Raw genomic sequence first — 12,874 nt, 5'->3', positions numbered from 1 at the left:
ACATTAATGGTTTGCAAACTTCTTGTAAAACAATATTATACCAACATAGTATTATGCTAGTATTTGCATGGAACTGTTTGGGGAATAGGTGTGAACTTTGTTTTCTTTCAATATTTACTATTCTTTTTTGGATATGTGCTACTTTACTTCTCAAGGCAGAGTATACCAATTGCTCTACCACTGTTAATAGATACTGACCATGTAAAATTAAGCTATTTTTTTGCCTGCTTTTCTTTTTTTTACGGAGTATCGAAATTCTTTAACGGGATAATCATGGACTTCAAAGATAATCCATTATTTATGTTTGGGCTATGCAATATTGTAACTGGAATATCAACCATTGGTATAATTTTATCATACAATAACCTAACCTTATTACTGTTAACATTGATATTATTAGCTTGGGCACAAGGAGTAGGTTGGCCAGCTATTACCAAGTTTATGATTACAAACTCTAGTATCTCTTCAATTGCATCATTGTGGGGGGTTATGAGTGCATCTCAGCAACTTGGTTCTTGCCTTACTTTAATTGTGTTACCAAGTATAATCAAAATATATGGTGTAAAAAGTGCATTTTTGTATTCTGGCCTCTTATGCTTACTTTTTGGAATTTACATAACATTAAAAGCATATTACAGAGAAAGTACTACTCCTACTATCTATAAGGTGCAGAAACCTAAAATTGGCATTAAGGTGACAAGTTCCATATGGTTTCTATGTTATGCTACTTTTTGTACTTATATTATAAAAATGGGAATCTTCTTTTGGTTTCCTATAATTTTAAAAGATAGATTACAAATCTCTCTTGTACAATCCTCACTAATCACAGGTGTCTATGATTTGGGTGGAATCCTTGGAACTTTAATCACAGGAAGAATTAGTGATATGTATTTCTTTCAAAATAGAAGTTTGCTAGCATTACTTTACATGCTGGGTATAGCACTCACTTTTATTGGAATGAACTTTTGTCAAAACATAGTTCTTATGAGTCTTGGTGCAGCTTTATCAGGATTTTTTATATTTGGAGTACAAGTACTAACAGGTGTTATAGCTGTAGACATTGCTCCACAAAATAATGTATGTACAATTGTAAGCTTGACAGGATTATTTGGGTATATTGCAAGTTCAATATTTTCATGCGTGCTCTTAGGAGTACTTGTTAAGCACTGTGGTAACAGTATTATGTTTTCATTTTTTTCCATTTGCTCTGTTATTGCACTCGTTTGCTTTTCCATATTATCAAGCAAAGATCTTAAAAAACTAAGTAAAGCGGTGTAAAAAACATTTCTCAACAGTTAAACTTTGTAGATAGATTTTTTACCCAAGGAATAAACATGGTAACCATATCTTAGTAACAGCTCGCTATCTAATAAATTACGGAAATCAAAAACATTAGGTGCAGCCATAATACTCTTTAAACTTGCAAAATCTTGATTTTTAAATTCCCCCCACTCTGTTAATAATAACAAGGCTTCCGCGTCCCTTGCAGCCCCTATAGCATTGTCCGCGTACTCTATATCCTTTAGAACTTGCCTAGCATTATCCATCCCCATTGGGTCATATGCAGTGATTTTAGCCTTGTTATTCACTAACAATTGTGCAATATCTATAGCTGGGCTATTTCTTACATCATCAGTACCAGACTTAAAAGTTAGCCCCCATATTGCTATTTTTTTATTTTGGACTCCATTTAATAGATATTCTACCTTTTTAGCAATGTTTGTTATATGATTATAGTTAGATTCCTTAACTGAATTTAAAATTTGTAGCTTGACATTGTGATCTTCAGCAAGCCTTATTAAGGCCGATAAATCTTTAGGAAAACATGATCCTCCAAATCCTGGACCAGCTTTGAGAAATTCCTTACCTATTCTATGGTCCATTCCCATACTGTTAGCTAAAAGGTCAATGTCTGCTCCTAATAGCTCACATAAACCTGCCATCTCATTGATAAAAGCAACCTTTGTTGCTAGAAAGGCATTAGAAGCATATTTAATCATTTCAGCAGTAACTGTATCAGTGACTATTAACGGAATATTCTTATCTATAAATGATCTATATATAACTTCTAGTTTTGCCCTAGCTAGCTTAGTTTTTACTCCTATTATTATCCTATCTGGGTATAAAAAATCTGATACTGCAGAGCCTTGCTTGAGAAACTCTGGATTAACTCCTAAATCAAAGTTATAGCCCTTATTAGATAAATAATTATGTATATTTTCTGCAGTACCAGGAGGAACAGTTGACTTTATCACTATTAAGCAATCTTGATTAACTCTCTCAGAAACTTCACTTACTGCATTATATACATTCTTTAAATTTGCATTTCCTAGGGAGTCTGATGGAGTATCTACAGTTACAAATACTACTTCTGTATTGGGATTTATTTGAGAATACGAATCAAAAAATCTTATCCTTTGTGACTTTATATTATTCTCTAAATAATCTGCTAATCCAGGTTCATATAGAGGAATTTTCCCTGATTTCAAAAGTTCAATCTTCTCAGTATTTATGTCAATGCAATCAACTTTATGGCCCTGCTCCGATAACATTGTACCAGATACTAAGCCTACATACCCTACTCCTATAATAGTTATGTGCATTTTATTATCACCTTAAAAATATAGCTTAGCATCTAAAATAAATACCATTAACAATTATAAACTTTTGTTGTTACATTATTTTTCTTAATTGCCTTACCTTCCGAATAAGCTATAAATAAGGTTGATGGTATTAATATCAAAGTACCATATAAAGCACTTTTATCAGGTAATTCATTAAATATAACGTATGCTACTATTGCAGAAATTATTAGCTCTATGTATCTATACGGTGCAAGTGCAGTGGCATCAGTAAGAGCAAAAGCTTTTAACATGAAGAACAGAATTAGGTTTGAACTTATTCCTAAAATCAGCAGTAATATTAATTCTGACAAGGAAGGCATATGCCAATAAAATAACAAAGATGGAATGGAAAAAATTGTTGTTGTTAGAGCTGAGTAAAATAATATACTTACTATTGACTCCTTCATTACAAGCTTCTTATTAAGTACATCTAGTGTAGCGAAGATTAATGCGGATACAATAAAAATAAGAATTTTAGGATTAAAGTCTTCGCTATAAGCTTTAGTAGTAATAGCAATACCAATAAAACCAATGACAGCTACTACCCATCTTTGCCAAATTATATTTTCTTCCAGAAAAGGAATTGCAAGAAGCATAACAAATAATGGTATTGAGAAACCTATAATTGTTGCAGTTACTATTGGGCAAATAGTCAACCCATAGGTCCATAAGGTCATTCCACAAAACAACAATGCACCTCTAGTTATTTGAATAGATATTCGACTTGTTTTACAAACTCCTATTCCATAGTAAAATATAAAAGGTATAAGAGTAATAGTGCTAAATAAAAAACGGAAAAAGATTATCTCAAAACTTTGAAGGTGTAAACCGAGACACTTTGATATAGTATCATTAACTACACTACTAAGTAAACTGAGTATAAACCAGGTAACTCCAAGCAAATAAGCTCTTAGTCTGTGATCCATAAAACTCCAAATTTAATATTTTATGAGATAACTTTACTGTACAAAAGATCAATAATAGAAAAGGTTTCTTCTATCTACTGTTTAACCATATTCATAAATATTTAGTAGAAATAATTTGAGAAGTGTTATATAAAATGCAGCTTTATTGCATAATTTTAATAAACAGAAATGCTAACTGATTTTTTTGTAATATATGATAATACTTGCGAATACTATCACATTATCAGGAAAAGTAATCGGGAGTACTGACGGCTGTGGCGATTTTACCAACTAGCTCCTCTGCTAGCATTAGCAATATGTGTTTTCAGCATCAATTTTAAAAGCATTAAATTTGAAGTTTATCAAACAACACGAATTAGCAGCAAAACTTTATGAAAATGCTTCAGTTGAGTCAGCTAAACAAGGATTTAGAATGGTTAATATATTGACTATTTTTACTTGTATCTTAAACACAATTCAATTTTCACACTCATCGGCAGTTAGGCCACTTGCTCGCAAAATAACATCAGTAGAAACACCCGCCTTCACTAGATTTTTCGCAACCTTGATCTTTTCTGTTTTTTTAACTTTCTCTTTGCTATTCTTCATATCCCTAGATAAAAATTTCTTCACTAATTCTTGCTCTTCAGTTTTTCTTAGTAAATTAAGTAGTTCACTATCTTCATTTGTTTTAGGCAGCAGAACTTTAATATTCACTGATAATCCTTCTGCTATTTGATATAATTTGTCAAATGATATGGCAGTGTATCCTATTTCATACTCGTGTATTTCCTTGAGTGTTAAACCAACTTTGTTTGCTAAATCTTTCTGAGTATACCTTTTTATCAATCTCCATTCTCTTATTCTTTGCCCTATTCTGTAGTATATAGAATCAGTGCAGACTTCTTTCTCTGTATTATCATACTCGTAAATAGATAAGCCGGTTGCTTGGGAAATTATGTCAACTGAAACCCCTTCTTTCACTAGATTTTTTGCTATTTCCAACCTTGCCTCTTCTTGATTAATTTTTTCGCTAATATGAACAAACCTGACTAATGAAGGTACTATTTTGCCTAACTTTTGATTCTCGTATATTTTCGTTAGATAGAGTATTTCCTCGTCTTCATAGCTGTCTTCCCTTACTATTACTGGTTCAGGTAATAAATCTACAACGTCAACTGATAATACTCTTGCTATTATATATAGTACTTCAATTGGAATAGGAATATACCCATCTTCATAGCTGTTTACTTCTTGGTATGTTAAACCTATTTGACTTGCTAATCCTATTTGAGTATGCCCTCGCATTAACCTACAATTTTCTATTCTTTGCCCTATTCCGTAACTAACATTGCTTGCAGAAACAAACATTTATCCTCTATTTAAGAAAAAAACTTTATTGCTATAATTTTTTTACGAGCTATCCATCTAAAACCATATCAATAGATAAACCTACCGCTTGCAAAATAGTATCAATAGAAATTCCCCCTTTTACTAGATCCTTTGCAACTTTAATCCTTTCTATCTCTCTCACTTTCTCCTCACAAATACGTATCCCTTCAAACAAAGATTTTATTAGTGCATGACGTAGTTCTTGGCTCTCAATTTCTTTGTATTCTTTAATCAAATTCGGTAGCTCATTTTCCACTTTACTACCTTCATCTTCCTCTGTTAGTAGATCTGTAATACTAATCGATAATGTTTCTGCTATCTCATATAATTTTCCCAGTGGAGTAGCTACGCGTCCTTGTTCATAGTTGCTTATTTCGTCACGTGTTGTACTCATTTTCTCCGCTAAATCCTTTTGAGTATACTCTCTCACTAGTCTCCATTCCTTTATCTTTTTGCCTATTTGGTAGTAGATAGAACCAACTTTTTCTTCAACACATTCATCAGCAGACAGACCAATTGTTTTTGCAACAATATCAACAGAAACTCCTGCTTTAACCAGACTCTTTGCAATTTTTATTTTTTCCGATTTTCTACTACTTTTCTCACTAACTTGGACAAATTTGGTTAGCAAACAAAACATCTTACGTAACTCCTGATCGTTAATCTTTTTATATTCTCTTACTAGATTTAATATTTCTTCTTCATCTTCAAGACAGCTTTTTGATACAGGAATAAGATCCGTAATACTGATTGATAGTGCCTCAGTTATAGCATACAACCTTTCAATTGGAACTCTACGATTCCCTTTCTCATATTGCAATATCACCCAGTATTTTACACCAATTTTCTCTGCTAAATCTTTCTGAGTGTACCCTCGCTCTAACCTCCAGCTTTTTAATTTTTCTCCCACTTTATAATCTAGACTTTTTTCCACAAAAAGAACCTTGCATATAATATTTTCTATTATAGCTCAAAGGCTCCAGATATAATAGCCAGACTCTGGAACCTTTAAATTAAAGTGCCCTACAAGTTTCTTTACTATTTTCACGTACTTTGTCTACCCATGAAAACAATTTTTCACTTACTTCCTTCTGCTTTTCACTCCATATGCCACATCTAGTGAAACTACCTTTCTCTACTGCTTCTTTAAGTTTTACTCCCCCGAAAAGGCAATTTTTTCCAATTTCTTCCCCTATTTGTTGTAATTCAGCCCACATTTCCTTGTTTTCTACTCTGACTTGTACTTGATCATATTTTTTTACATCGTGGTACAATATAACATTTAGCTTACCAATGCTTGTAGGAAATTCTAATATAATAGAGCTTTCATCTGACATATCGGTATAGTTTCTTACACCTCCTTTCTCACTTTTAACCTCAACTGCATCATTGCCAATTTTTACAATATTACTTCCTAATTTTCTGTTTGCTTCCAGTATTTTGGCTACCTCTACCTTACTATTCCCAGAAAATTCTATATACGATGTTGTATTATCTATCTCAACATCTATTAATTCTCCTTCTTGCACAGCACTTTCGCCAGCTTTCTCTAGTTCTTCTAGTCTCTCATCTATCTGTGGCTGAACTTCTGGTTGTAGCTCATTATAGATTTCACCTATCAATTTATTCTCCAATAAAGTATCATGAAACTCTGCACCGTTTAGCATTAATTTACGTATTAGCTTTTTACGATCAGCCTTATCAAATTTATGAAAATGTGTGCCCAGTATCACATATTCCGCGAAGCTCCATTCTCCATCATTACATGCATTTATCCTTGCTCCAGAAGCTAGTACTTTGTCTATAACTTTGTGCAATTCATTTACGTTTTTTGCCTCTACTATAGAACTCTTAAACCAGCTCAGCTTCTCTGTATTTGGCTTTATTTTTTGCAAAGCTGAGGCAAATGGATTTTTATCTTCTTGATCACTTACAGGTTTTGTGCCATATATATAATCAAGTCCTTTTCCATAGTTGATTTTGTTTTCGCGAACGTTTCTGCTAGGGAAAGGCATTGTATCTTCCAGTTTTATCTCCTTCTGGCTATTAATTTTACTCACAAATTTAGACTGCTCTATATCAACGCTTTCAAGAGCACCAAATATTTTCTTGTGATTAACATTAGTCTTTTTATTCTGATCTTTACTAGTCATATAAACCTCATATTAAAAATACTTTTTAAGTGTACAATAAACTTTGTTATTATACATTATATTACTCATTATAAATTATAGTGGGTAGATTTGCAAATACTTTCTGCTATAACAATCCGTTTTCTCTAAAGCTAAAATAACCCCCACTTGTAATGATAATATGATCAAATAATCTAACACTTACAGTACTACACGCTGCTGCTAAGCTCTTCGTTACTGCTTGATCTTCTTCTGAAGGTTCTAAACTTCCCCCAGGGTGGTTGTGTGACATTATTACTAATGTTGCATTCTTTATTAATGCTTTTCTTGTAATTTCCTTTATGTATACTGGTGCTTTTTCCATTTCACCAATATAGGATTCTTCTCCGATTAATTGGCGCCTTTTATTCAAGTACAGTATTTTTACACATTCCCTTTCTGAGTGTCCTATACTTACGTTTAAGTACTCTACTAGCCCTTGTAAGTCCATTATTGGCTCACTCTTGAGCTTTTCTCTCAGTACCCTTTCTAGTGTTTCCTTAACACACATAATCATTGCTACTGCAGAATCAGTTACTCCTTCTATAACTTTCAGGTCATCCATTTCTCTACCTAAAATCCTTCCTACTCCCGTATAAGTATTCACCAGATTTTTAGCAATTTCTTGAGCCTGTGGTCTTTCATGTACTGCACTTAGAAACGTTTCCATTATTTCACGATCAAGTAGTGCTTTGCCTTTGCTTTCTAATATTCTGAACTCTATTTCCTCTTTACTTTTATTCATATAATTTACCTTTCACTAACAACAAACTTTTTTTAAATATTTACTGCTGTTTTTTATCAGCATTGGCATAGAGCCATAGCTTTCGAGTGAAGTCAAATCAATTTCTCAATCTTTTTTACTTATTTTTTCATCAAGAAGTGAAGATATTAATATATGGTGATTTTTTTATTTTAAACTTGTTGAATTTCATCTAAAGAAATGCCTACCGCTTGCAAAATAATATCAATAGAAATTCCTCCTTTCACTAAATCCTTTGCAATTTTCATCTTTTCTGCTCTTTTCACTTTCTCTTCGCAAATTCGTATCCCTTCAAACAAAGATTTTATTAGTGCATTACGTAGTTCTTGGCTTTCAATCTTTTTGTATTCTTCAATTAAATTCGGTAATTCATTTCCTACTCTTTCATCTGCATCTTCTGCTAGTTCAAGTAGATCCACGATATTAATCGATAACACCTCTGCCATTCCATATAATTTATCAAGTGGAACAGCAACCCTTCCTTGTTCATAATTGCTTATTTCGTCACGTGTTGTGCTCATTTTCTCTGCTAAATCCTTTTGAGTATACTCCCGTAATACCCTCCATTCTTTTATCTTTTTTCCTATTTTGTAGTAGATAGAATCCGTTTTTTCTTCAACACATTCATCAGCAGATAGACCAATTGTTTTTGAAACAGTATCAACAAAAACTCCTGCTTTAACCAGAGCTTTTGCAATTTTTATTCTCTCCGTTTTTTTACTATTTTCTTCACTCACTCTGGCAATTTTAGTTAGTAAACAAAGCATTCTACGTAACTCCTGATCGTTAATCTTTTTATATTCTCTTACTAGATTTAGTATCTCTTCTTCTTCGTTTTTAAGGCAAATTTTTTCATTTGATACAGGAATAAGATCCGTAATATTAATTGATAACACCTTTGCTATAGCGCACAACTTTTCAATCGAAATTTTTCGTGTTCCTTTTTCATATTGTAGTACTATTTGATACGTTACACCGATTTTTTTTGCTAAATCTTTTTGAGTATACCCCTTTGCTATCCTACAACTTCTTACTTTCTGTCCTACTACTTTATAATATAAAAAATTAGAGTAATTATTCTCTTTTTTCACATTTTATACTCATAATCAGAAGAGCCGTTACGTATACCTAATTGGGAACCTTTTTGACAAACTGAACTCATCTCCTTTCAAACAATTTTTCTATATCACTTAGTTTTATTTCTATATACGTTGGTCTTTCATGACCAGAATATAGAGTTTTCTCAATTTGTCTTAGTATCTCATTCATCTCTTCCAATTTCATTTTTCTTCCTGCTCCATGGCAAGCGATTGTGGCTGATATTTTATTCACCTTATCCTCTATTGGCACCGTATCTTTCATTTCCATTAACTTATCTACTATATCAACTAGCATCTCTTTTATATCTATTGTTCCCAAGATTGCAGGTATTTCTTTCACCCTTACTTTATCTTCTGATTCTATTTCAATACCAAAACCCATTTCAAAAAGCTCATCTTTATAAGTTTCAATCATCTCCATTCCAGCTTGGTTTTTGATTTCAACTGTTTCAGGAAGAAGAAGTTTCTGTCTTTTTATGCTTGATTTTTGCTTTAAGCACTCGTATATCAATCTTTCATGAGCTGCGTGCTGATCTACTATAATTAATTTGCCTTTAGCCTCAGCAATAATGTAAGTACTGTGGACCTGACAGCGTGCATACCCTAGAGGATGATCCTCTATTAAATCAATTTGCTCCCTTTCTAGAACCATCGCTCCCTTTTGGGGTGGAGATTCTCCATACTTAAACGTTTCTGGTAAGCTTTGCCTTCTTTCATCTGGTGCATTGAATTCTTTCATTAGACGATTTTCTAAAAGACTTGGTCTCTTTTCATAAAACTCTTTTTGATTTTTTTCCTCTTCACTATTAACCTTCTCTTGGCTATCAAACTCTTCAATACTTTGAGACTTAACATCACTTGCTGCGAACCTCGTCAATAATGCTTTTATTATCCCTCTTCTCACTATTTCATATATTGACCTTTTATTCTGAAATCTTACTTCTGATTTATTTGGATGCACATTTACATCTACTTGATCGTATGGTATCTCTAAGTGCAACACTGCAAAAGGATACCTCCCACTTAGAATAAAATCTTGATACGCATATCTAATTGCACCAATAAGTAGATTGTCTTTTATTGGCCTGCCATTAACAAACGTATAGATCTGAGTTGAATTACCACGACTAATAGTTGGTTTACAGATGTGTCCCGTAAGTTTGATGCCGTCTTCTTCCTCTTTAACTTCCAGCGAATTGCTCTGAAATTCTTCTTCTGTTTCACATAATCTGTTAAATAATGAAGTTTGCTTAACATATTTTAAGAGCTTTTTATTACCGGAAGTGAGAGTAAACCCAATACTATAATTAATCATCGCTAAGTTATTCACAATATCAACAATACTTTGTGTTTCTGCCCTCTCGGTTTTTAGAAATTTTAATCTATTTGGTGTGGCAAAAAATAAGTCACGAATTTCAATATATGTACCTTGCAACAAAGAACAAGGGATAATCTCTCTTATTTTTTCTCCTCCCTCATATCTTATAGACCATGCTTCCTTTGCTCCACTTGCCTTAGATGATAATTTCATTCTGCTTACTGCTGCAATTGAAGGCAGAGCCTCTCCTCTAAAGCCAAGATGTCTGATCTCTATTAACTCACTATCACTTAATTTTGAAGTGGCATGCCTCATAAGTGCTAGTTCCAGATCGTTCTTTTCTATTCCATTTCCATCATCCGTTACAGTTATAAGGTTACGTCCACCACTTTCTATCTTGATCTCTATCTCTGAACTTCCAGCATCTATTGCATTTTCTACTAATTCCTTTTGCTGGCCTCTCTATTACCTCTCCCGCTGCTATACGATTTATAGTTTTTGTGTCTAAAAGAATTATTGCCATAATACTCCACCCAATCTATGAAACTTAGAGTTCCCTCTATTTTTTGGTGATTTCTTGACCTCACAATCTCTATATTTTAGCTTTTTAGATTCCTTTCTAGCAAGTCTATCTGCCTCCTCATTGTACATATTACCGTTGTGAGCTCTAACCCACTTCCAATTAATATCATGCTGCAAAGCAACTTCATCTAGTTCCTGCCATAATTCTCTGTTCTTCACTGGCTTTTTATCGGCTGTCTTCCAACCATTTATTTTCCACTTGTTGATCCACTCTGTTATACCTTGTTTAATATACTGACTATCAGTGTGTACAATAACTTTGCAGGAAATTTTTAACATCTTTAGTCCATTAATTACAGCCTTTAGCTCCATCTTGTTATTTGTTGTGTTTTCTTCACCTCCAGAGATACGTTTTTTGATAAAGACACTTTTATTTTCATACATCACCACGGCTGCCCATCCACCGGGACCAGGGTTTCCAGAACAAGCTCCATCTGTATATATTATAACCTTCTTTTTGTCCATATTGACAAGATATAGATTTAACATAAATTTGCTACTGAAATGTTGACACTAAGTTTCAAGATCTTTATCATGTAAAGGTGTGGGAGATTAATGAACCTGTCCTCACGATATTAGGTAAATCGTAATTGAGCTTTTGGGCTTGTATTTTTATTAGGAGGTTAATCTCTCACACCCAAAATAAGTGTTTTTAAAGCTCTTTATAGCTCATGAATTCATTTGCTGGGGTTTATGGAGGGAGTTGTAAAAGATGATAAAATAAACAGCTAAGGTGCGCAGTAGCATTCTATGGTCATCTATGAAGGTAGTTTTTTGCCAACTCTTGAAATTTAGCTAACTTTAATAGACTTTAGCACAAAAACGTTGAATATTTCTTCACAATTGTGTATAATTATTAATGCTTTTTAGGTTAATCCGTCATGGCTCTTTCGAAGTTTCTCGATCCAAAGAATGATATATCGTTCAAGCGCATCTTTGGCACTGAAAAAAATAAAGATATCCTTATTCACTTTCTTAATGATATTCTTGGCTTCACCGGCAAAAGTGCAATAAAGGATATAGAGTTTTTAAGTACTATTCAAGACCCTGATATTGCCTCTAAAAAACAAAGCATTGTCGATGTTCTTTGTAGAGATGAAAATGGGCTGCAAGTCATAGTCGAAATGCAGGTCGCTAAAACCAAAGGCTTTGAAAAACGTGCCCAATATTACGCAGCTAAAGCTTACTCAAGACAAGCTAGTAAGGGTGATCAATATCATGACCTTAAGGAAATTATCTTTATTGCTATAGCAGATTGTATTTTATTTCCTGATAAGTCTGAGTATAAATCAAAGCACACTATTCGCGATGAAGATACTAATGAACATGATCTAAAAGATTTTTACTTTATATTTATTGAGTTGCCTAAATTTCCAAAAACCAAAGAAGATCAGCTTTCAAGTATAGTTGAAAAATGGGTATACTTTTTCAGATATGCAGACGAAACTAGTGAAGAAGAGCTAGAGAGAATAATAGGAAGTGATCTAATAATTAAAAGAGCTTATGAAGAACTAAATAGGTTCAACTGGTCTGAAAAAGAATTTATTGCCTATGAACAAGAGATCAAGCGTATTCGTGATGAACAGGCTGTTCTTGCTCAAAAACTCGATGATGCTAAACAAGAAGGTAGACAAGAAGGTAGACAAGAAGGTAGACAAGAAGGTAGACAAGAAGGTAGACAAGAAGGCATCGAAATCGGCCATGAAAAAGGTAAAATTGAAGGTAAAATTGAAGTTGCAAAAAACTCACTCAAGGCCGGTGTTTCTATAGATGTTATAGCTCAAATTACCGGTCTCTCTCATTCTGAAATTTTACAACTCAGGGAAAAAACATAAATACTACAACTTATTCACTTCAACATTTATGAAAACCTTTCTTAAGTTAAACATACCCCATAATTAAGAGTCTAATGAACTGTCTAAAACAGCTATAAAGATTGCACAAAGAATTATATAAATTACTATCATAACGTTACCCAAACTTCTATATCAAAGCTACGTGCTGTAAGTTCAATATGGA

General features: G+C 33.1%; 10 protein-coding genes and 1 pseudogene. 2 read left to right on the top strand and 9 right to left on the bottom strand.

Annotation, left to right across the window (positions count from 1 at the left end; all coding sequences use genetic code 11):
• Positions 1–90 precede the first annotated feature (90 nt).
• Positions 91–1,278: an MFS transporter gene (locus AABM58_RS05560; RefSeq protein WP_338406621.1), complete on the top strand. Its 1,188-nt coding sequence runs from the start codon at positions 91–93 to the stop codon at positions 1,276–1,278.
• A 17-nt stretch (positions 1,279–1,295) separates the two neighbouring features.
• Here the strand turns inward: AABM58_RS05560 and AABM58_RS05555 are convergent, their stop codons facing one another.
• From AABM58_RS05555 to rnhA, 9 genes and pseudogenes are all read right to left on the bottom strand, one after another.
• A complete protein-coding gene (locus AABM58_RS05555; RefSeq protein ID WP_285520194.1) occupies positions 1,296–2,603 on the bottom strand; it encodes a UDP-glucose dehydrogenase family protein in 1,308 nt (435 codons plus the stop codon).
• Between the two features lie 47 nt (positions 2,604–2,650).
• The gene (locus AABM58_RS05550) at positions 2,651–3,550 is read right to left on the bottom strand and encodes a DMT family transporter (protein WP_338406620.1); all 900 of its coding nucleotides are present in this window, start codon (positions 3,548–3,550) and stop codon (positions 2,651–2,653) included.
• A 456-nt stretch (positions 3,551–4,006) separates the two neighbouring features.
• Positions 4,007–4,900 (bottom strand): WO male-killing family protein Wmk, encoded by an 894-nt coding sequence (gene wmk, locus AABM58_RS05545; protein WP_250120255.1) that lies wholly within the window; start codon positions 4,898–4,900, stop codon positions 4,007–4,009.
• Positions 4,901–4,949: 49 nt separating this feature from the next.
• On the bottom strand, positions 4,950–5,855 hold the full coding sequence (wmk, locus tag AABM58_RS05540) for a WO male-killing family protein Wmk (RefSeq protein WP_019236554.1): 906 nt from the start codon (positions 5,853–5,855) through the stop codon (positions 4,950–4,952).
• A 79-nt stretch (positions 5,856–5,934) separates the two neighbouring features.
• Positions 5,935–7,074: a hypothetical protein gene (locus AABM58_RS05535; RefSeq protein WP_338406619.1), complete on the bottom strand. Its 1,140-nt coding sequence runs from the start codon at positions 7,072–7,074 to the stop codon at positions 5,935–5,937.
• Positions 7,075–7,180: 106 nt separating this feature from the next.
• Positions 7,181–7,837, bottom strand: coding sequence for a JAB domain-containing protein (locus tag AABM58_RS05530; RefSeq protein ID WP_338406606.1), 657 nt, complete (start codon positions 7,835–7,837; stop codon positions 7,181–7,183).
• 170 nt (positions 7,838–8,007) lie between these two features.
• Positions 8,008–8,946, bottom strand: a complete 939-nt coding sequence (wmk, locus tag AABM58_RS05525) for a WO male-killing family protein Wmk (protein ID WP_338406618.1) — start codon at positions 8,944–8,946, stop codon at positions 8,008–8,010.
• Positions 8,947–9,013: 67 nt separating this feature from the next.
• Positions 9,014–10,796 (bottom strand): annotated as a pseudogene (mutL, locus tag AABM58_RS05520) (DNA mismatch repair endonuclease MutL).
• On the bottom strand, positions 10,787–11,320 hold the full coding sequence (gene rnhA, locus AABM58_RS05515; protein ID WP_264376578.1) for a ribonuclease HI: 534 nt from the start codon (positions 11,318–11,320) through the stop codon (positions 10,787–10,789). Before rnhA ends, mutL begins: the two are co-directional and overlap by 10 nt.
• A gap of 416 nt (positions 11,321–11,736) precedes the next feature.
• Between rnhA and AABM58_RS05510 the strand changes: the two genes are divergently transcribed.
• Positions 11,737–12,690: an Rpn family recombination-promoting nuclease/putative transposase gene (locus AABM58_RS05510; RefSeq protein ID WP_338406617.1), complete on the top strand. Its 954-nt coding sequence runs from the start codon at positions 11,737–11,739 to the stop codon at positions 12,688–12,690.
• Positions 12,691–12,874 lie beyond the last annotated feature (184 nt).

It is taken from the genome of Wolbachia endosymbiont (group A) of Longitarsus flavicornis (genome assembly GCF_963931955.1).
In the GTDB taxonomy this organism is placed as follows: domain Bacteria; phylum Pseudomonadota; class Alphaproteobacteria; order Rickettsiales; family Anaplasmataceae; genus Wolbachia.
Note: the sequence above shows the minus strand (reverse complement) of the source record. Positions and strands in the feature narration are given on the sequence as shown.